At 30.1% G+C, this 20,567-nt stretch carries 22 protein-coding genes and 1 tRNA gene; 1 reads left to right on the top strand and 22 read right to left on the bottom strand.

Annotation, left to right across the window (positions count from 1 at the left end; genetic code table 11):
• Window positions 1–196: 196 nt before the first annotated feature.
• Complete coding sequence (locus tag FRIFI_RS02590) at window positions 197–1,390, top strand: FprA family A-type flavoprotein (protein WP_092927247.1); 1,194 nt, start codon at window positions 197–199, stop codon at window positions 1,388–1,390.
• A gap of 115 nt (window positions 1,391–1,505) precedes the next feature.
• Here the strand turns inward: FRIFI_RS02590 and mgsA are convergent, their stop codons facing one another.
• The 22 genes from mgsA to FRIFI_RS02480 form a co-directional block, all read right to left on the bottom strand.
• Window positions 1,506–1,919, bottom strand: a complete 414-nt coding sequence (mgsA, locus tag FRIFI_RS02585; protein WP_166504898.1) for a methylglyoxal synthase — start codon at window positions 1,917–1,919, stop codon at window positions 1,506–1,508.
• Window positions 1,920–1,948: 29 nt separating this feature from the next.
• The gene (rodA, locus tag FRIFI_RS02580; protein ID WP_092927251.1) at window positions 1,949–3,067 is read right to left on the bottom strand and encodes a rod shape-determining protein RodA; all 1,119 of its coding nucleotides are present in this window, start codon (window positions 3,065–3,067) and stop codon (window positions 1,949–1,951) included.
• Between the two features lie 83 nt (window positions 3,068–3,150).
• Window positions 3,151–3,435: a cell division topological specificity factor MinE gene (gene minE, locus FRIFI_RS02575; protein WP_092927253.1), complete on the bottom strand. Its 285-nt coding sequence runs from the start codon at window positions 3,433–3,435 to the stop codon at window positions 3,151–3,153.
• 19 nt (window positions 3,436–3,454) lie between these two features.
• Window positions 3,455–4,252, bottom strand: a complete 798-nt coding sequence (gene minD / locus FRIFI_RS02570) for a septum site-determining protein MinD (protein ID WP_092927255.1) — start codon at window positions 4,250–4,252, stop codon at window positions 3,455–3,457.
• A 31-nt stretch (window positions 4,253–4,283) separates the two neighbouring features.
• Window positions 4,284–4,955, bottom strand: a complete 672-nt coding sequence (locus FRIFI_RS02565) for a septum site-determining protein MinC (protein WP_092927257.1) — start codon at window positions 4,953–4,955, stop codon at window positions 4,284–4,286.
• Between the two features lie 59 nt (window positions 4,956–5,014).
• On the bottom strand, window positions 5,015–8,014 hold the full coding sequence (locus tag FRIFI_RS02560; RefSeq protein ID WP_092927259.1) for a penicillin-binding transpeptidase domain-containing protein: 3,000 nt from the start codon (window positions 8,012–8,014) through the stop codon (window positions 5,015–5,017).
• Window positions 8,015–8,025: 11 nt separating this feature from the next.
• Window positions 8,026–8,514 (bottom strand): rod shape-determining protein MreD, encoded by a 489-nt coding sequence (gene mreD / locus FRIFI_RS02555; RefSeq protein WP_092927261.1) that lies wholly within the window; start codon window positions 8,512–8,514, stop codon window positions 8,026–8,028.
• A 14-nt stretch (window positions 8,515–8,528) separates the two neighbouring features.
• On the bottom strand, window positions 8,529–9,425 hold the full coding sequence (gene mreC, locus FRIFI_RS02550; protein ID WP_240276287.1) for a rod shape-determining protein MreC: 897 nt from the start codon (window positions 9,423–9,425) through the stop codon (window positions 8,529–8,531).
• A 10-nt stretch (window positions 9,426–9,435) separates the two neighbouring features.
• Window positions 9,436–10,512, bottom strand: a complete 1,077-nt coding sequence (locus FRIFI_RS02545; RefSeq protein WP_092927265.1) for a rod shape-determining protein — start codon at window positions 10,510–10,512, stop codon at window positions 9,436–9,438.
• Between the two features lie 29 nt (window positions 10,513–10,541).
• Entirely contained in the window at window positions 10,542–11,201 is a 660-nt protein-coding gene (gene radC, locus FRIFI_RS02540; RefSeq protein ID WP_141664395.1) for a RadC family protein, read from the bottom strand.
• 44 nt (window positions 11,202–11,245) lie between these two features.
• Window positions 11,246–11,830: a Maf family protein gene (locus FRIFI_RS02535; RefSeq protein ID WP_166504897.1), complete on the bottom strand. Its 585-nt coding sequence runs from the start codon at window positions 11,828–11,830 to the stop codon at window positions 11,246–11,248.
• 197 nt (window positions 11,831–12,027) lie between these two features.
• Entirely contained in the window at window positions 12,028–12,999 is a 972-nt protein-coding gene (locus tag FRIFI_RS02530) for an RnfABCDGE type electron transport complex subunit B (RefSeq protein ID WP_166504896.1), read from the bottom strand.
• A gap of 15 nt (window positions 13,000–13,014) precedes the next feature.
• Entirely contained in the window at window positions 13,015–13,590 is a 576-nt protein-coding gene (rsxA, locus tag FRIFI_RS02525; protein ID WP_092927272.1) for an electron transport complex subunit RsxA, read from the bottom strand.
• A 13-nt stretch (window positions 13,591–13,603) separates the two neighbouring features.
• Entirely contained in the window at window positions 13,604–14,197 is a 594-nt protein-coding gene (rsxE, locus tag FRIFI_RS02520; RefSeq protein WP_092927274.1) for an electron transport complex subunit RsxE, read from the bottom strand.
• 10 nt (window positions 14,198–14,207) lie between these two features.
• The gene (locus FRIFI_RS02515; protein ID WP_092927276.1) at window positions 14,208–14,786 is read right to left on the bottom strand and encodes an RnfABCDGE type electron transport complex subunit G; all 579 of its coding nucleotides are present in this window, start codon (window positions 14,784–14,786) and stop codon (window positions 14,208–14,210) included.
• Window positions 14,786–15,766 carry an RnfABCDGE type electron transport complex subunit D gene (locus FRIFI_RS02510; protein ID WP_092927278.1) on the bottom strand — a complete coding sequence of 327 codons (981 nt, stop codon included), beginning with the start codon at window positions 15,764–15,766 and terminating at the stop codon, window positions 14,786–14,788. The genes FRIFI_RS02515 and FRIFI_RS02510 overlap by 1 nt, the downstream gene beginning before the upstream one ends.
• Before the next feature lie 21 nt (window positions 15,767–15,787).
• Entirely contained in the window at window positions 15,788–17,125 is a 1,338-nt protein-coding gene (gene rsxC, locus FRIFI_RS02505) for an electron transport complex subunit RsxC (protein ID WP_166504895.1), read from the bottom strand.
• Window positions 17,126–17,254: 129 nt separating this feature from the next.
• Entirely contained in the window at window positions 17,255–18,187 is a 933-nt protein-coding gene (locus FRIFI_RS02500; RefSeq protein WP_166504894.1) for a hypothetical protein, read from the bottom strand.
• A 106-nt stretch (window positions 18,188–18,293) separates the two neighbouring features.
• Entirely contained in the window at window positions 18,294–19,058 is a 765-nt protein-coding gene (locus FRIFI_RS02495; RefSeq protein ID WP_242871349.1) for an endonuclease/exonuclease/phosphatase family protein, read from the bottom strand.
• 79 nt (window positions 19,059–19,137) lie between these two features.
• Window positions 19,138–19,740 carry a hypothetical protein gene (locus FRIFI_RS02490; protein WP_092927284.1) on the bottom strand — a complete coding sequence of 201 codons (603 nt, stop codon included), beginning with the start codon at window positions 19,738–19,740 and terminating at the stop codon, window positions 19,138–19,140.
• Between the two features lie 340 nt (window positions 19,741–20,080).
• Window positions 20,081–20,293: a heavy-metal-associated domain-containing protein gene (locus FRIFI_RS02485; RefSeq protein ID WP_092927286.1), complete on the bottom strand. Its 213-nt coding sequence runs from the start codon at window positions 20,291–20,293 to the stop codon at window positions 20,081–20,083.
• Window positions 20,294–20,439: 146 nt separating this feature from the next.
• Window positions 20,440–20,526, bottom strand: a tRNA-Leu gene (locus FRIFI_RS02480).
• Window positions 20,527–20,567: the final 41 nt, after the last annotated feature.

The following is a 20,567-nucleotide window of genomic DNA, read 5'->3' as shown; positions in this document are numbered from 1 at the left end:
TTTTATAATTAATAAAAAAAATCTAATTTATACCTTTTATAAAAAGTATTTTTTGTTACAATAATAGTAGGTATCAAATAAATAGCTGCCTAAAGTACATAAGTTATTTATTTTTTACATTTAATTTAAAATTAAATTGTTTTAATGTAATTTATATGGGTATAATCTTTATATAATGTTTTTAGGAGGATTTATAATGAGTAATGTATTTGAAGTAAAAAAAGATATTTACTTTACAGGTGTTGTAGATAAAGATTTAAAAGTATTTGATATTATAATGGAAACAGAATTTGGTACTACTTATAACTGTTATGTTATAAAAGATGAAAAAACTGTATTATTCGATACTGTAAAACCAAACTTTAAGGACGAGTTTTTAAAAAACGTATCAGAAGTTACTGATATAAAAGACATAGATTATGTAGTTATACATCATACAGAACCAGATCATGCTGGTTGCTTAAAATATATATTAGATATAAACCCTGATGTGGAAGTTTACTGTACAGCTGTTGCTAAAACTTACTTAGCTGAACAAGTAAATAGACCTTTTAAGTGCCACGTTATAAAAGATGGAGAAACTTTAAACATAGGTAAGAGAAATCTTAAGTTCATAACAGCTCCATTCTTACATTGGGCTGATACAATGTTTACTTATGTTGAAGAAGATAAAACTTTATTCACTTGCGATGCTTTCGGATGTCACTTTGCAAGTGTAGATCCTGATGCTGTAGAAAGTGAAGATTACTTAAAATCAGCTAAGCACTACTATGATTGTATAGTTAAACCATTTGCTAAGCATGTTTTAAGTGCTATAAATAAAGTTGTTGAACTTAAAATAGACTTTGATACAATATTAACTTCTCATGGTCCTATGCTTACTAAAGATCCAATGGCGGCAGTTAAGAGATATTTAGATTGGTCAACTGAAGTTGTTAATACTACAAACCAAAATCAAGTTGCAATATTCTACTTATCAGCTTACACTAATACTTTAGAAATGGCTAAAAACATAGAAAAAGGATTAGTTGAAGAAGGTGCTGAAGTTAAACTTTATGATTTAGAAGAACTTGATTTAAAAGAAATGCATGATGCAGTAGTTATGTCTAAAGTAATATTATTAGGTTCTCCAACTATAAACAGAACTATGGTTAAACCTATGTGGGATTTATTCTCTACTATAGACCCTATGGCTAACCAAGGAAAAATAGCTGGTGTATTTGGTTCTTACGGATGGAGTGGAGAAGGTATAACTATGGCTGAAAACTTATTAAAGGCTATGGCTTTCAAAATGCCAGTTCCTACTATGAAAAAGAAATTCTTCCCTTCAGAAGAAACTTGTCAAGAATGTGTTAACTACGGTAAAGAATTTGCTAAATTAGTTAAATAATAATATATTAAAGTACCTCATATATGAGGTACTTTTTTAGTTACTTACAAAAATTAATAAACTTCTTCATATTAAAAGAGTATAAAAATAAGCACCTAATATTAGGTGCTTATTTTTATACTCTTTGACTTTTAGTTTTTCTAACTTCTCTCCAAGAAAGCTCTCCCCTATCTAAAGCTTTTATAAAAATCTCTGCTGATGCTAAATTTGTAGCTACTGGTACATGATATACATCACACAATCTAATTAAGGCTTGTATATCCGGCTCATGAGCTTGAGATGTAAGAGGATCTCTTAGAAAGATCACTAAATCTATATCTTGAGAAACTACTAATGATCCTATTTGCTGATCTCCTCCTAAAGGTCCTGAAGCTAACCTAGTTATATTAATATCTGTAGCATCCATTATTATTTTTCCAGTTGTTCCAGTTGCATACACCTTATACTTTTTAAGAATTTCTTCATATCCTATACAAAATCCTACCATTGTATTTTTCATTTCATCATGTGCTATTAATGCTATATTCATATTCCCTCCCGTTTATATTTTGACTTTATCTAAAAGTTAATTTTCTTTCTTCTCATACATACATTTAGTACCAGTCCTAAGTTTGCTAAAGATGTTAAAAGTGAACTTCCTCCATAACTTATGAATGGTAATGTTACCCCTGTAACCGGTATTAAAGCTACTGTCATACCAATATTTTGTATTATCTGGTATGCAAACATACTCATAACCCCAACTACAATTAAGGTTCCATAAAAATCTTTTGCTTCTTTTGCTATAATAAGCATTCGTATCAAGAATATTGCATATAAAACTAAAACAGCTATCATACCTATAGCTCCTAGTTCTTCTCCTATGACTGCAAATATGAAGTCACTTTCCTGAACAGGTAAGAAATCCTCCTGGCTTTGTGTACCACCGTATAGTCCTTTACCTGTTACTCCTCCTGACCCTATAGCTATCATTGACTGCATAACCTGATAATTACCCTTTTTAGTTGGATCATCAGGATGTAAGAAAGCATCTATTCTTTCCTTTTGATGCGGCGCCATTACCATATACATAAGTGGTGCTGCTACTAAAACACCTATTATAACTCTTTTTATCAGTTTCATATCAAGCCCTGCTGTAAACAACATTCCACCTATTATACAACTAAATACTATAGCTGTACCTAAGTCTGGCTGAGCAAATAATAATCCTATAAAAGGAACTGCATACATCACAACAGGTATTATCTCCTTTAAATTATTAAGTTTACCTTTTTTTGATTCTACTATCTTTGCATAGCTTAATATAAATGTAAACTTAACTATTTCTGAAGTTTGAAAATCTAAAGGACCTAAATTTAACCAAGATCTAGCTCCTCCTCTTGACGCACCAATTACTGGTATTAATACTATAGCCAGTAAAATTAAACTAACTATATATAAAGCCTTATAGTACTTTCCTAAAAAATTATAGTCTATTAATAATATTCCAATGACCATAACCATACCTAGGCCAAAACCTAATCCTTGTTTGTATATCTGTCCATAATTTCCTGTCATATGGGCATGAGTTGCACTACTTAATACAACTAATCCAAATCCAAATATTGCTAAAACAGTAGCTATTAGCTTCCAGTCTAGTTGTTTTATTAACTTAACGGTTGACTTATATTCAATCACATTTTCACCAACTTCCTAATGTCTTTTGTCTTATATTTAGTATATTAAAATATGGGGGACTTAACAATCCCCCATTTAGTCTATTATATATTTCTATCCTTTAAATTCTTTAGTGGTATATTAGCGATTAATGCAGATACTGGCATATCATCATCTTCTCCTCTGGTTTTAGACATTTTAATTTCCAGTCCATCTTCTTCTATTTCAGCATAATTCGCTATTACTTTAAGTATATCTGTCTTTATAAGCTCTAAAAACTTTGGAGAACAATCCGCTCTATCATGCACTAAAACTAACTTTAATCTTTCTTTTGCTACTGATTTACTAGTTTTAGATTCATTTGAAAAAACTTTAAATAAGTCTAACATGAATATACTCCCCCCTTTGCTACTTAGCCATACCAAACATCTTCTTTATTTTGCTAAAAAATCCACTTTCTGCTTCTATTTCTAGTATAGGTACATCATTACCTAATATTCTTTGTGTTATATTTTTGTAAGCTTGTCCTGCTAATGATTTTGAATCAAGTATTGCAGGTTCACCTTTATTTGTAGATACAATTATACTTTCATCATCTGGAACTAATCCTAATAGCTTTATAGCCAATATTTCTATTATGTCCTGCTTGTCCATCATGTCTCCACGTCTTACCATATCGTGTCTTATTCTATTTATCACTAATTCTATAGTTTTTATCTCATTGGCTTCTAATAATCCTATTATTCTATCTGCATCTCTTACTGCAGAAACTTCCGGATTAGTTACTACTATCGCTCTGTCTGCTCCTGCTATGGCGTTTTTAAATCCTTGTTCTATACCGGCAGGGCAATCTATTAATACATAATCAAATGTTTCTCTAAGTTTTTGGCATAAATCATGCATTTGCTCAACAGATACTGCATTTTTATCTCTTGTTTGAGCTGCTGGAAGTAAATATAAATTTTCAAATCTTTTATCTTTGATTAAAGCTTGTTTTAATCTACATGTTCCCTCTACAACATCAACAATATCATAAACAATTCTATTTTCAAGTCCCATTACTACATCTAAATTTCTAAGACCAATATCTGCGTCTACTATAACTACTTTTTTATTTTCCAAACTTAAAGCAGTTCCTAAGTTTGCTGCGGTAGTAGTCTTTCCTACTCCGCCTTTACCAGACGTTATGACAATAACTTCACTCATGTTACTACCCCCTATGGATTAATACTTATTTTTAAACTTTATTTGAATAGTTTTCTATGACTATAGTTCCATCGCTTACAAAAGCTATTTCTGGATTAATTGTTTTTCCTTCAAAAAACTCATCTTCTGGAGCTTCAGCTATATTATTTGCTATTTGTAATATTCTAGCATCTAGGTGGTTAGCTACTACATAAGCACTTTCATTTCCATCTGAACCTGCATGGACAAACCCCTTAACACTTCCCATTATTATAACATTTCCATTAGCTACTATTCTTGCACCTGGATCTACATTTCCCATAACTACTACATTTGACTTTGAGCTTACTTGTGATCCTGATTTCATATCATTCATAACTACTACATCTCCATCAAACTCTATGTTTTCACCAGATCTTAGATTATTGACATATTTTGTTTTAAATTCATACTTTTCTTTTTTATACTCATCATCAATAAATTCAACATCAAACCTTGATGATATGTGTTCTTTTATCTCTAAAATTTGTATATCACTTAAACAATCACAATTAATCTCACATATTTTAGCTCCATTAAAAAATCCTACTGATGACTCTAGCCTGTTTATTATACTTTGTTTTATTTCTTCAAAAGAGGCTTCTTTCTTTATATTTACAATTATCCCTCTTTTGCTACCCTTGAACTCCACAAGTTCTCTGGTACTAAACTCTTTAAAAGACATAACAACCTCCAGAGTAATGTATCATTTTTATATATTCTTCAAAAAATATTTTTTTCCTCTTATTTTTTCATCTGAGAAGCAAAATTTATATCATCATTATTCGATTTATTACTACTTTCTTCTTTCTTGGCAGTACCTTTATTAGCTGCTAAATAATCATCTGTCAATCCAAGATATGTTCCTATTAACTCTCTTACAGGTAACATTGCATAAGTACTTGAATCACCTTGAGGTATCATACATACAACTGCTATCTCTGGATCATCTGCTGGTGCAAACCCTACACTCCATGCAAAAGAATCATAATCTGCTTTATATCTATCTATTTCTTTATCTGTTATTTTAGGGTTTAATTGTTTTATAGCTTTTCTTAGGTATGCAGCGTTTATTTTATCATCATTTTTATCTAATTTAACGCTTACACCTTCTTTTAATTCTTCTTCTATTTCTTTCTTTCTTTCTTCAGTTATATCTTTAGATTTTAGTTCTTCTTTTAATTCTTTTTCTCTTTCCTCTGATAACTCTTGCTCTCTTCCCTCTTTAAGAGTTTCCGCAAGACTTAGCGCTTGATCTAAAGCCACTCCATAAGATCCCATATGGCTTTTTAAATAATCAACCTCATTTTCTGTAGGTATCTTACCACTTTTTTCAGCTGTTCCTGTTTTTGCTGCTACACTAACAGGGAAGTTCTTAAATAAACTCTTAACAGAACTTGAAGTCGTAACTCTCTTCATACCTTCAGTTATATGCTTTAGATTTTCACTATTTTTAAATGGTATCTTTTCTTTTTTATTTTCATCAATATCAACAGATTTATAATCACTAGGTACAACTCTATTTATAACTGATAAATCAACTAAATCACCACCATTTGCTATGGCTGCAGTATATCTTGCCATTTGAGCTGGCGTATATTGATTCTCACCTTGTCCTATAGATAAGTTAAATGTATCTGCTATACTCCATTTAGCAAATTTTAAGTGATTAAACACTATTTCATCAGCTAAAGGCTCTATGTCTTTTTCTTTAACATTTAACTTAGCAAGCCTTTCAATAGCTTCACCTCTAGTGACTGTAGTTGGTTCGTCTGCCCAACTAACAATTTCATCTATTCTTTTTTCATACTCAGCTTCATTCTTTTCCTTAGTTATATCAGTAAACTTATTTTTCATTTCTTTCTCTAAAAATGTTCTAAGTAAAGCTTTAGCTGATTTTAATTTAGTTTCTATACTTGGTACACTACCCTTTTTTTCATCTATTTCGTCATTAAGACCTGTATAATCATCTAATCCAAATAATTTAGCATATTTAAGAGTATCATTTGGACCTATTTTTACATTAGGGTCTTTCCCACCTACTCTATTTTCACCACTACCAATTGTGTAGAAGTAGATATTACATGATTCTTGTATAGCTTTGTATAAATTTGTTGCTCCATGATTACTTCTTGACTTATGCCATACATAATCGGCAAATGGTCTATTTCCAAGCATTATAACACCTGGATCATTTATTGTGTAATTTGGATTCATTCCATTATCTATAGCTGCCATACCTGTAACCATTTTAAATGTAGAACCTGGTTGGAATACCCCTTGAGTAGCTAAGTTTACTTGAGCGTTAGGTGCTAGTACATCATTTTTATTTTTAGGTTGTAATTTTTCATAGTCTTCATAAGATATACCATTTACAAATTTATTAGGATCGTAATCTGGATAACTAGCCATAGCTAATACATCCCCAGTTTTTACATCTATAGCTACTACAGCTCCTGAATTTGCACGAGGTGCAGCTTGTGAAAAACTTTTATTTCCAAAAGGACTTTTGAAAGTTCCTGCTGTTCTAGCTACATCTATAGTTCTCTTTAATACATCTTGAGCTACTTCTTGTAGGTCTTTATCTATACTTAGATATACAGTATCTCCTGATTGCGGTTCTTGTACATCTAGTTCTTTTGTTACTCTACCTAGTGCATCTACTTGAACTTTTTTATGCCCATCAACACCTTTAAGCTTCTCTTCATAACTCTTTTCAACACCAGTTATACCTACTGTATCTCCCTTTGAGTACTTTTTACCTTCTTTTTCAGGATTTAGATATTTCTCTTCTTGATTATATGGCATTTTACCCATATGACCTATTATGTGAGAAGCTAAATTTGTTTCTGGGTAATATCTAACTGGCTCTACTGCCACAGATACCCCTGGAAGTTCCATTCCTTTTTCCTCAATTTGAGATATTGTATTTTGATTTATATCTTTTGCAATGGTAACTGGATTATATCTAGAATAACCTTGAGATTTTATAAGGTCTCTAACTATAAGTATTTTTCTAGCGTCCGTATTACTTAGCTTAGGGTCTATCTTATAGTCATTTCTAATATCTCTAAATGCATTTTTAGCACTAATATCAGGATTTTTTATTTTATAGCTTTCTAACCAATCTTTTTTATTCTTTTCTTCAGTAAACATCCATTTACTTACAAGTATAGGAGGATATTCTCCATTTTCATTAAGCTTTTTTTGTAGCTTACTAGGGTCTAAATTTCTATCTTCTTTCGTAAGTACACCTTCACTAATTAGCTTATCTACAATAAAGTAGAAACTTTCTTTAGCATTTAATTCTTTTGGTATACCTTCTTCTTCTTTGTATTTATCTATTTTATCATCAAACGTATAATAGAATTTACCATTTTTAAAGTATATAGGGAATTCATCTATATATTGCTCTTTATTAGACTCTAAAAGATTAATTATGTCTAATGATATTTCATTAGCCATAGGCTTACCATCTGCGCCTTTTTTGCTTATACCATCTGCAGATACTTGTACAGTAAATAAATTTTTATTTCCTGCAATTAGACGTCCATATCTATCTCTTATTTCTCCCCTTGGAGCTTTTATAGGTAATTCCTTATATGTCTTATTTTCAGCTAATTCTTTATAATAGTCATGTCTAAAAATAGTCATATATAATATTTTAAAGGAAATAACTATAAATACACATATGATGATTCTCTTTATTATCAATAATCTATCTATCTTTTTGTTTTTCTCCATTAAATCACCAACTAATCTTCTTTTAGTTTTAATATAGATTTTTTAGATATTTTGTATAAAATAATACTTAAAAGGCTATTTAAAGTAGGCATTATTAAAATTCCTACAATCAGTAACTTAACTATTCCATAGCTATTATAAACCAAGATAGTGGTTGCTATATTTACAATAGAATCAACTAGCGTAGTTAAAAAAACTAGCGCAAATATAGTCATACTACTTTCCTTGTATATTTTATCTTTTAAATGGCTTATTGTGTAAGAAGTTAAAAATAATATTAAACCATTAACTCCAAATATTCCACCTACGGCTATATCTTTAGTTAAACCTACTATAGCACCTATTATACCTGCTTCTAATTCATCTAAATACAGAGATATAATAGTCATATATATTATTACTATATTAAAGCTCACGCTAAATATATTTATATAGTTAGTAACACTACCTTCTACTATAACTAACAAAATACCTAAAAGACAAAGTAAAACTCTTTTCATATCTATAGTCTCCTTTATCTTATATTTCTAGGTTCAATGATTTTAACATCATCTATATTTTTAAAATCAGCATAAGGTTTAACAACTACAGATTTCATAGATTTATTCTTGTCATCTATAACTTTATCAACTTCACCTATAGGTATACCTTCTGGATATAACCCAAGCCCTGATGTTACAATTACATCTCCTGGGATTACATCATAATTACTATCAAACATATATCCATATAAATATCCTTTATTTTTGTAGTTTTCCTTATTATCTAAAGTAGAGTTTTGAGTTAATACGCCTTTAAATTTAGAGTCTTTTAATAGTCTAAAACTTACTGATGATTTACTATCAAGTAATGAAACTGCTTTGCTATAGTTTTTAGAAACTTCATATACCATACCAACTAAACCATTACCATTTACTACTAAACTATCTTTTTTAACTCCATCTGCACTACCAGCGCTTAGTACAAAACTTTCGTACCAATTGCCATCATTTTTTGAGACAACACTAGCTGCTACAGACTTAGCTTCGTACTTTTCGTCTATAAAGTTTAATGATTTTTTTAAACTTTCTAGTGATTCTACTTCATCTAGTTTTTTATTCAATTCAGCTATTTCTAATTTTAACTCATTCTTTTCTTTTTCTAGCTTATCTATTTTATTAGCATTTTTCTTATAATTAATTAGATCACCAAGGCCATCACCTAGGAATTTAAAACCTTTATTAAATGTCGATTCTACAGCAGATACAGCATCTAAAATAGGTCCAGGACCTATTGGATTTCTACCTGAAAATTTACCTATTGATATTCCTATAATTCCAATTAAAGTGATAGCAACAGTTCCTGTTGCTATCACTTTAACGTTGATCTTTTTCTTCCCTTTTTTATTGTTATCAAATCTCAAAGATATCACCAACTTTTAATTACTTTCTTGCATTCATCATTAATACTTTTTCAAATATTTCTTGGTCTTCTACTGATTTACCAGTACCTAAAGCAACACAATCTAGTGGGCTTTCTGCTATTGTAACAGGCATGCCTGTTTCTTGTTTAACTAACTTATCAAGACCTCTAAGTAATGCTCCCCCTCCAGTTAACATTATTCCATTTTCCATTATGTCTGATGCTAATTCTGGTGGTGTCTTTTCTAAAGTTGATTTTATCGCATCTACTATTGAGTTTATAGGCTCTTTTAAAGCATCTCTAACTTCTGCTGATCCTATTTCTATTGTTTTAGGAAGACCTGATATTAAGTCTCTACCTCTTATTTGCATATTAGTTTCTTGATCACCTTTAAATGTTGATCCTATGCTTATTTTAACATCTTCAGCTGTTCTTTCCCCTATAGCTAAGTTATATTCTTTTTTAACATATGCTACTATAGACTCATCAAACTCGTCCCCACCAATTCTTATTGACTTAGCAGTAACTATACCTCCTAAAGATATAACAGCTATTTCAGTAGTACCTCCACCGATATCTACAACCATATTTCCTTCTGGCTCTTCAACTCTAAGACCAGCTCCTATAGCAGCTGCCATAGGTTCTTCTATTAAGTATGCATCCCTTGCTCCTGCTTGTCTTGCAGCTTCTTCTATAGCTCTTTTTTCTACTTCTGTAACGCCATAAGGTACACATATTGCTATTCTAGGACTTACTACACCCTTTTTAGCTGCTGCTTTTTGTATAAAGTAACTAAGCATTGCTGATGTAACATCAAAATCAGCTATAACCCCATCTTTCATAGGTCTTATAGCTACTATATTACCTGGTGTTCTACCTATCATCTTTTTAGCTTCTTCTCCAACTGCTAAAACTTCCTTGCTATCATCTCTTATAGCAACAACAGATGGTTCTCTTACTACTATACCTTGTCCTTTTATATAAACTAAAGTATTTGCTGTACCTAAATCTATACCCATATCCTTTGTCATCTTTTTAAATCCAAACATCGACATTAACCCTTTTTTCTCTTTTTTTTCTTTTTTTTCCTTAGACATACTTAATTCTCCTTCCTTACTATATCCAATTAGATTATCATACTCTCTTTAAAGCTAAAATATAATCCGTCACCTATGATTATATGATCTATTACTTCTATTCCTATTAGTTCTCCGCACTTAATAAGTCTTGATGTAATGTTTTTATCTTCATTTGATGGCTCGACAGAACCAGATGGATGATTGTGCATTAGAATTATCTTATTTGTACTTCGTTTTATAGCCTCTCTAAATACATCTCTTGGATGTACTAAAGAAGAATTTAAAGTACCTTTTGATACTTCTACATCTGATATTATTTCATTTTTCGTATTTAAAAGAACCACCTTAAAAACCTCTTGCTTTTCATATCTTAAAATATCCATATAATACTTGTATATATCCCAAGGGTTTTTTACCTTATATCGACTAGGCTTAAAACTAGCGATTCTAGACCCTAGTTCTAGCGCTGCCTTTATTTGCGTTGCTTTAGATAGTCCTACTCCATCTATTTCACATAACTCTTCTATGGTCATATCCTTTAGGTATCTTATACCTTGAGTGTCTTTATTTATGATATAATTAGCTAATTCAATAGCATTTTTTGATTTAGTGCCTGTTCGGATAATAATTGCTAACAACTCTGAATTAGATAAGCATTTTTCTCCTTTAACAAGCATCTTTTCTCTAGGTCTTTCTTCTAATGTCATATTCTTTAAAGTCATTTTAACATCAAAAGAGTCCTTCAGTTATATCATCCTCCATAAAAAAAGTTTATATCAAAGTGCATTTTGACTAAATCACTTAACTTTGATATAGGTAATCCAACTATATTGAAGTAATCACCTTGTATCTCCTCAATTAGTAATGATCCATACCCTTGAATTCCATATGCTCCAGCTTTATCTAATGACTCACCAGTATTAATATAATCATTTATATCATCTTCTGATAAGTCCTTAAATTTAACTTTACTAACTACATAATCGATTATTTTTTTATTTGCACTTAAATTAATTAAACTAATACCTGTTATTACTTCATGAGTATTTCCAGATAATAACTTAATAGTATTTCTAGCATCTTCTTTGTCCTTTGGTTTCCCTAATATTGTGTTATTAAACACAACAATTGTATCTGCTCCTATAACCAAAGACTCCTGATTAGATTTTGCTACATCCATACTTTTCTCAAATGCAAGTCTCATTACCACTTGAGGTGGTAACTCATCCTCTAATATAACCTCATCTATATCACTTTTAACTATATCAAATTTTACGTTGATATTTTCTAGAATTTCTTTCCTTCTAGGAGATGCTGATGCTAAGATTATATTCATTTTATCACCTCATTTGGTACTTAGAATTGTACTTATTTAGTCTATCATTATATTGTAAAAAATTCAACACAAATGTCGAACGATTTTTGTAACATAATTGTTATATTTCAATGAGTAGATTTTATTTATTTATAAATTTATTATAATTCCATAAAAAATAAAGGTATGGAAAAAACCATACCTTTATCTTATCCATATTATATAGTTTTAATAGCCTTTTTAGGACATTTTTCTAAGCATAAATGACATCCAACGCATTTTTCCTTATCAACTTTATGCTTACCTTTTAATTCACCTTCTATGGCGTCAAACTTGCATTGCTTTTTACAAATAGTACAACCTATACATAAGCTTTCTTCTATCATAACTTTTTTTCTATTTTCTAAGCTACCTTGTATAACTTTGGTTGGACATTTTTCAACACATACCATACACCCTACACATTTATCATAGTTTACTTTAGCAATTTTATTTTCAAATTCTATTGCATCAAATTTACATGCCTTAGCACAAATTCCACATCCTATACATCCAGCACTACATTTTTCCTTAACTTCTTTTCCAAAATCTTTACTGTTACATTCAACTACAATTTCTTGTTTTGCTGGCTTTTTCGATATTATTCCCTTTGGACAAACTTCAATACATTTTCCACACATTACACATTTTTCTTCATCTATTACTGCTAATCCATCTATTATAGATATAGCACCAAATTTACAATAATCTTTACATGTTCCAAGACCTAAACATCCATATTTGCATAATTTAGCTCCAGAGTTCAATGTAGCTGCTGATCTGCAGTCATAAATACCTTCATATGTATATTTATCTTTTGCTACATCACATCTTCCTTTACATATAACCTTTGCTACTTCTTTCTCACCTTCTTGAGATGATATTCCCATTATTTCTCCTATTTTTAAAGAACAATCAGAACCTCCAACAGGACATCCATTTACAGGGGCATTTCCTTCTACTATTGCATTTGCTAATCCCCCACATCCTGGAAATCCACATCCTCCACAATTAGCTCCTGGAAGTATACTTAATATTTTTTCAACTCTTTCATCTACCTCAACATAAAACTTTTTAGAAGCATATGCAAGTATTGCTCCAAATATAAGTCCCATACCTCCTAAAACAAAAATCGAATTAAGTATAGACATATTATCCCCCCTATTTTATAACTTTATTAATCCAGCAAATCCTAAAAAAGCAATAGACATTAAACTTGCTGATATAAGTGTTATAGGGAACCCTTTAAAACTTTCTGGTATATCTGCTAGTTCTAATCTCTCTCTTATTCCCGCAAATAATACTATAGCTAATGTAAATCCTATACCTGCACCAAATCCGTTAACTATAGTTTCAATTAAGTTATACCCCTCATTTACATTCACTAAAGCTATACCTAAAACTGCACAGTTAGTTGTTATTAATGGTAAAAATACACCTAACGCTTGATATAAGGCTGGACTCATTTTTTGTATTACCATCTCAACAAATTGAACTATAGATGCTATGACTAGTATAAACGCTATAGTTTGTAAAAATTCATTATTAGTTATAACCAATAGTTCTTGTATAAAGTATGTTATTATTGATGCTAATGTTAAAACAAAAGTAACTGCTGCTCCCATACCTAATGCAGTATCAACTTTTTTAGAAACTCCTAAGAATGGACATATACCTAAAAACTGACTTGTTATAACGTTATTAACAAGAACTACACTTAAAAATATAAGTACTAAATTCATTTAATCCACCCCCCTACGCTTTTTTACTTCTTATTTTATTAAATCCTGCTAAAAGAAAACCTAATGTTAAAAAGGCTCCAGGAGGAAGTATAAATAGCAATATAGGTTCAAATGAAGCTCCAAATATACTCATTCCAAATATACTTCCATTTCCAAGTATTTCTCTTATAGTTCCTAAAACTGTTAATGCTAAACTAAACCCAAGTCCCATACCTAATCCATCTACAGCTGATTCAACAGAACCATTTTTAGATGCAAAACTTTCTGCACGTGCTAATATTAAACAGTTTACAACTATTAAAGGTATAAAAAGCCCTAGTGCTTTATCAAGTGAAGGCACATATGCCTTTAAAAGCATACCAACTATTGTAACAAACGTTGCTATTACTACTATAAATGCTGGTATTCTTATTTTATCTGGCACTATCTTTCTAATTAATGAAACAACTATATTTGAACAAATCAAAACTGCTGTTGTAGATAATCCCATACCTAATCCGTTTATAGCTGATGTTGTAACAGCTAATGTTGGACACATACCTATTACTTGGACAAAGGCTGGGTTTTCATCTATTAAACCATTTTTGAATATTTTACCTAATCTCATATTCTTCCCCCTATTTATTCAAGCTTTCATTAAATACTTTTATTGCTGCATTAACTCCCCTAGTTACAGCTTCAGATGTTATTGTAGCCCCTGAAATCGCAGCTATTTGATTATCACTTGTTGCACTACCTTTTACTACACTAAGTTCTTTGGCTTCTTTTTCACTAAATTGCCCTTTAAAATTAGGTTCATTTGCTTTCGTTCCAAGCCCTGGAGTTTCAGCCATATTTCCAATATTTACTCCTGTTATTTTTCCATCTTTTGATATCCCTACTATAACTTCCATAACCCCACCATATCCGCTAGGTAAAGTTTTTATAGTATATCCAACAACATCACTTCCACTAATACCTTCATATACTTCTGATACTATCCCCTCTTCTAATCCATCGATATTTTCTATTACCTTTTTATCTAATTGCTTAAATTCTGTTGCGTCTTCAAGCACTAATTGTCTTAATTCATTGTTTGCTTGTATATTTCTATCTTCAATAATTGGCGCTGTTATTTGATTTATAAACCCAAGTGCTAAAGCTGCTACTGCACATATTGTAAATAATATGGCTCCTAGCCTTAATATATTTTTCATTATTTAGCCACCTCCCCAAATACTCTACCTTTCATGTATTTGTCTATAAGTGGAGTAGCTACATTGGCTAATAATATAGAATATGAAACTCCTTCTGGGTATCCACCATACATTCTTATAACTATAGTTATAACTCCTGCTAAAATAGCATAAACAATTTGACCTGCTTTGGACATAGGTGATGTTGTGTAATCTGTAAGCATAAAAAATGCACCTAACATAAGTCCACCTGCCGCTAATTGATATATAGCAAAGTTTATGTCAAATCCTCCTAGTATAAATGCTAATATAAAAACTGTTCCTATGTAAAATACTGGAATTATGTAATTTATTATTCCCTTATAGATTAGATAAAGCCCACCTAGTACTATGAATATAGATGATGTTTCCCCTATACATCCTCCTATATTACCTATTACCATATCTGTTAGGCTAATTCCATTTGATGTTAATTCTGATATGCCTATTGCTCCACTTTTTAGAAAACTTAATGGAGTCGCTGTTGTATATGCATCTATATTTCCCGAACTTACCCAGTTAACTCCAGGTATCGTCCAAGCTGTCATAGCCACTGGAAATGATGCTAGTAAAAATGCCCTTGCACCTAATGCTGGGTTTAAAAAGTTATTTCCTATTCCACCAAAAACCATTTTAACCACTATTATAGCAAATGCTGAACCTAATATGCACATCCACCACGGAAGAGATGCTGGCACATTAAATGCTAATAATATTCCTGTAACTACTGCTGAAAAATCTCCTATAGTAACATCTTGTTTAGTTAATTTTTGATATAAAAATTCACATCCTACTGCTCCTACTGTACAGAAGAAAATTACATTTAATGCACTTAATCTGTAAAGAAACACTGCTGATGCCATAGCAGGTAGTAAAGCTATTATAACTTGTTTCATTATGTAAGACGTATCTTGGTTACTTCTCACATGCGGAGAAGACGATACAATCAATTTATTATTCATTTAAATTCCCCCTAGACCCAATTATTTTTTAGCTGATTCTTTTCTTCTATTTGAAATAATTTCTCTTTTTGCATTTCTTACTGATTGAAGTAGTGGTCTTCTTGCTGGACAAACAAATGAACAAGATCCACACTCTATACAGTCTAAAGCTCTATAACGTTCTGCACTTTCAAAATCATTTTTTAAAGAATAAGCACTTATATATAACGGTTGTAAAAATGCTGGACATACTGTTAGACATTTACCACATCTTAGGCAGTTTTGTGGTTTTGGTGTTTTAGACTCTTCATCGTCTAAACATAATATACCTGATGTTCCCTTATTTGTAGGTATGTCTATTGTATACTGCGCTAGTCCCATCATTGGGCCACCCATTATTACCTTACCAACTATCTTATCTTCTTTAAAGCCTCCACATTGGTCTATTATCTCTGATACTAGTGTTCCAACTTTTGTAACTAAATTTTTTGGTTCATTTATACAACTACCTGTAACAGTAGTAATTCTTTCTATTAATGGCATTCCTGTTTTTATAGTTTTAGCAATTTGTGCTGCTGTTCCCACATTATTTACTACTGCCCCTGCATCCATAGGTAGCCCACCGGATGGAACTTCCCTTTTAGTACATGCATATATAAGTTGTTTTTCTGCCCCTTGTGGATACTTAACTTCTAGACCTACAACTTCAATATCATCATATTTTTGAGCTTCTTTTTCTATTGCAGAAATTGCATCAGGTTTATTTACTTCAATTCCTATATATCCCTTTGATACATTTAAAGATTTCATAAGTACTTTTAATCCATAAACTACATCTTCTGGATTTTCAAGCATTAGCCTATGATCTGCTGTTAGATATGGTTCACACTCAGCTCCATTTAATATAACAGTATCAATTTTCTTATCTGGTGGTGGTGATAGCTTTACATGAGTTGGAAAAGTAGCTCCTCCCATACCAACTATTCCAGCCTCCTTTATTATTGATACAATTTCTTCTTTACTTAAATCTTCTAAATTCCCTTTAGGTTTTATGCTTTCGTGTATTTGTTCCTTAAAATCGTTTTCTATAACAATACATGTGCCTCTTCCACCAGCTAATTCATGTTCTTTTATAGCTATTACTTTACCAGATACAGAAGAATGTACGTTACAAGAAACAAATCCTTGTTGCTCACCTATTTTTTGACCAACTTTTACTAAATCCCCAACCTTAACTATCTCTTTAGCAGGTGCACCAATATGCTGTTGAAGTGGTATATAAACTACCTTTGGTGACTTAGCTATTTCAATAGCTTTTTTCTCTGAGTACTCTTTTTTATATGGAGGATGTATTCCTCCTTTGAAAGTTAAGAGTTTCATTCCTTTACCCCCTTACTTATGTATTTAAACATTCCTATCCCTTAGTATAAGTATACTATATCTCATATTAAAACTTAACTATTGTTAAAACTTTATCAACTTAAAAAGACTGTTAATAAAACAGTCCTTTTAAGCCTTACTTATTGATGTTATAAACGTAAAATATCCCTGCATTGATGATAAATATAGGCTTTTTGCCATACTATATTCTCCTTTTTCTATAGATTCAACAGAGATATTTATTTTTTCATCCAAACCATCAATATACTTAATTAAATTCTCTTTAAATAAATCAGCTGGTTTATAATCAATTTTATCGGCCTCTTTTTTCATATTAGCCACTATATTTTTTCTATCTGTTAATATTTTTTTATATTCTTTTACATCAATATTTTCATTACTTTTATCCCAAAATTCTGATTCTAACTTAAAATTAGATACCAATTCATTTAAAAAATTTGATAATTCACCTAAATATGAGTACTTACTTGTATACTTCATAGATAATACTGGTACTTCAAGTTCTGATATAAATGCATCATCAAAAACTTTTTTAACACTATCTATATTATTTTTTAATGAATCTTTGCTAAATGATGAATACGTCTGTACTTTTTTTGTTCCATCAACTTCTATAACAGAAAAAGGTAAATTATTTTCATTCAATTTAGCTTCTATTTTATTCATTTCATTTTCATTATCTATTGATGCCACTTGAATAGTATATAAACTCCAAGAATCTGCTATAGCTACTTTAACATCTCCTTCTACTTTTTCACTAGCTTCTTTTACAACTTTTTTTTCAACTTCTTCTTTGTTATTTTCTTCAGAAACTTCTTTTATTCCAAAGTCTTCAAATCCTTTAAACTTGTCCTCTTTAATATTTATACTTTTAAGAGATGCAATCTTTTCATCCATAATTTTTACAATATCACTATTTTTTAATTTAATAGCTCCAAATGTTCCTATTGATATAACAGGAATCATAATTAAAATTAATCTTAACGTTTTTTTCTTTCGTCTTTTATTAAAACCTCTATATATAGTTTTTCTTTTATTCATTAGTTTGTCCCCCCCTAAAACTATTATTACTAATATATATTTTAGGGTTGTACAGATTATGATTAATTTTTGGCTTTAATATAGAAAATAACTATTTTGTATTAATTTATATCCTTATCTTAGCTATTATAGGGTAATGATCTGACATACTCTTTATTAACACATCATAGTCTAATATTTCAATATTATTAGATACAAATATATAATCTATTCTATCAAGCCCCGTTGCAAAGGTTAATATGTTTGACTTTTCTAATTCTATAGCTACATCTCTTAAAATATTTTTATCGACACCTATATTGCCTTGATTAAAATCACCAACAACTATATATGGCTCTTTATTTAATGTATTTATAAATTCTATAAGTTCATTGAGCTGCCTCTCTCTTTCTTCATTCCCAAGTCCAAGATGTACGTTTATAATATTTAACTTACTTCCTTTTACATTTACTACTGTATGAAGCATCCCCCGTTGTTCTCTTTTGCTACTTAAATATATATGATTTTCATATTTTATAGGATATTTAGAGTATGTAACCAACCCATAATTAGATCCAAGTTTTGTTACGTTTGCACCAAAATGAGAATACATTTTTAACTCTTCTTTAAAACTACTTACTTGAAATCCAGCCTTAGCAGATTCATTTACTTCTTGAAGACAAATAATATCTGCGTTACATACTCTTAAAAAATCTATAATATCAAATAATGTAGGAAACATATTTTTATCTAGCCCACTATGTATATTGTAACTAACTACTTTTAATTCTTTTTTAGGTGGAAGATAAACTATTTCTATAACTACACTTATAGCTATACATATAAATACACATGCAAGACTTATTATCTTTCTGATTTTTATACATATCAACTCCTATCATAGTTTTATTTTATATTATATGCCTTTTTATAAAATTAAAGACGTCTCAAAGACGTCTTTAATTTTATATTTATTTTTTATTTAACTTTTCTTTCATAATATAATTTATAACCTTTCTTCTTATATCCTCCGCATTATCTTCATCATCAACACTTATTTCTAGCAATTTAGCTATAGACTTCATATCATTTCTAGCTTTTGATTTATAACTTTCAATTAAGTCTTCTTTTATTCTTTCAGGCTCTAAAATATATTCTCTATCTCCTCTTTGATATGAAAAATATCTTTTGGAATACTCACTTCTATTTGAATAAATATGGCTAGCTATTCTTCTTAATATACTATTGTAAGAGTTTTTTGTTGTGGCATTTATACCTAAGTATCTAGCAAACTTAATTAATTCTTTTTTGGATTTAAACAAATCTTCTGATTTTATAGACTTTACAATTAAGGATATATTTTTCTCATTAGATCCATTTTTCAATATATTTAAATATACATTGTTACAAGACATACCACTCGATGCTTTTTTTATATTTTCATTTATTATTTTATCTATATTTCCTTCAAGGTATTTTTTTATACCTCTCTGAGATGCATTTCCTTCTAAATCTTTTTGAGTCATTTCAAGTACAATTTTTTTTAAATCATCTCTATATCCTCTTTCATCCACGACACTCCCCCCTTAATTATTTATATTATATTCAAAAGTTTTTTTAATTGTGAATTTTGCTATTGGATTTCTAATTATACGAATGATTTTTTATATTGTTTATGTATATATTATTGATATAAGGACATAATATTAATGTAAAATCAAACATACTCAATCTCCCCCATTTAGACTTCTATTATTTCCCCCAATAGAAGTCTTTTTTTATTTCAAAAATCTTATATAAAAATTTCACTTCGCCCATGTCGCAAATAACTTTGTCCATTGCTCAAAATATTATTTTTTACATTATATACAAAAAAATATGCACAACTGTAAGTTAACAGTTGTGCATATTTTTTTATTCAATTCCAACTAATTCATAACCTATATCTTCTATAACAGATTTTAATTCATCTTTACTTACTGAATCATCCATTTCTACTATAGCATATTTACCTTCTAGATTAACTTCTATTACATTTACACCTTGTATATCTTCACTTAATGCTGTTTTTAAATGATTAACACAATGTCCACAGCTCATTCCATCTATAAGTAATTTTTTTCTCATAGTAATTACCTCCTTATATACCCTATAAGGGTATTTTATCATACTTTTTATAACTTGTGTCTATATTTTTCTCAAAAAAATTAATAATATTTAATTCCAATATAAATCCTTGTATAAAAAAAGTAGACATAATGTCTACTTTCTAATGGTGCGGAAAGCGGGACTTGAACCCGCACGAGCATAAGCTCGCTACCCCCTCAAGATAGTGCGTCTGCCTATTCCGCCATTTCCGCATATCCTTTATATTATAAAGGATATGACTTTTGCTTTTTTA

Origin of the sequence: Romboutsia hominis (assembly GCF_900002575.1) — a bacterium.
Lineage (GTDB): Bacteria > Bacillota > Clostridia > Peptostreptococcales > Peptostreptococcaceae > Romboutsia_C > Romboutsia_C hominis.
This window is presented reverse-complemented; position numbering and strand designations above follow the sequence as displayed.

What these genes read in the sequence shown, in the direction of transcription:
- rsxE (WP_092927274.1), bottom strand. Translation starts at nt 14,197, where the DNA reads ATGAGATTAGGTAAAATATTCAAAAATGGTTTAATAGATGAAAACCCA.
- minE (WP_092927253.1), bottom strand. Translation starts at nt 3,435, where the DNA reads ATGTTAGACTTATTTAAAGTTTTTTCAAATGAATCTAAAACTAGTAAA.
- FRIFI_RS02515 (WP_092927276.1), bottom strand. Translation starts at nt 14,786, where the DNA reads ATGAAAAATATATTAAGGCTAGGAGCCATATTATTTACAATATGTGCA.
- FRIFI_RS02565 (WP_092927257.1), bottom strand. Translation starts at nt 4,955, where the DNA reads ATGTCTTTTAAAGAGTTTAGTACCAGAGAACTTGTGGAGTTCAAGGGT.
- FRIFI_RS02510 (WP_092927278.1), bottom strand. Translation starts at nt 15,766, where the DNA reads ATGAATAATAAATTGATTGTATCGTCTTCTCCGCATGTGAGAAGTAAC.
- FRIFI_RS02500 (WP_166504894.1), bottom strand. Translation starts at nt 18,187, where the DNA reads ATGAATAAAAGAAAAACTATATATAGAGGTTTTAATAAAAGACGAAAG.
- mgsA (WP_166504898.1), bottom strand. Translation starts at nt 1,919, where the DNA reads ATGAATATAGCATTAATAGCACATGATGAAATGAAAAATACAATGGTA.
- FRIFI_RS02535 (WP_166504897.1), bottom strand. Translation starts at nt 11,830, where the DNA reads ATGAATATAATCTTAGCATCAGCATCTCCTAGAAGGAAAGAAATTCTA.
- FRIFI_RS02530 (WP_166504896.1), bottom strand. Translation starts at nt 12,999, where the DNA reads ATGTCTATACTTAATTCGATTTTTGTTTTAGGAGGTATGGGACTTATA.
- rsxA (WP_092927272.1), bottom strand. Translation starts at nt 13,590, where the DNA reads ATGAATTTAGTACTTATATTTTTAAGTGTAGTTCTTGTTAATAACGTT.
- FRIFI_RS02590 (WP_092927247.1), top strand. Translation starts at nt 197, where the DNA reads ATGAGTAATGTATTTGAAGTAAAAAAAGATATTTACTTTACAGGTGTT.
- FRIFI_RS02545 (WP_092927265.1), bottom strand. Translation starts at nt 10,512, where the DNA reads ATGTCTAAGGAAAAAAAAGAAAAAAAAGAGAAAAAAGGGTTAATGTCG.
- minD (WP_092927255.1), bottom strand. Translation starts at nt 4,252, where the DNA reads ATGAGTGAAGTTATTGTCATAACGTCTGGTAAAGGCGGAGTAGGAAAG.
- radC (WP_141664395.1), bottom strand. Translation starts at nt 11,201, where the DNA reads ATGACATTAGAAGAAAGACCTAGAGAAAAGATGCTTGTTAAAGGAGAA.
- mreD (WP_092927261.1), bottom strand. Translation starts at nt 8,514, where the DNA reads ATGAAAAGAGTTTTACTTTGTCTTTTAGGTATTTTGTTAGTTATAGTA.
- FRIFI_RS02560 (WP_092927259.1), bottom strand. Translation starts at nt 8,014, where the DNA reads ATGGAGAAAAACAAAAAGATAGATAGATTATTGATAATAAAGAGAATC.
- rsxC (WP_166504895.1), bottom strand. Translation starts at nt 17,125, where the DNA reads ATGAAACTCTTAACTTTCAAAGGAGGAATACATCCTCCATATAAAAAA.
- FRIFI_RS02485 (WP_092927286.1), bottom strand. Translation starts at nt 20,293, where the DNA reads ATGAGAAAAAAATTACTTATAGATGGAATGAGCTGTGGACATTGTGTT.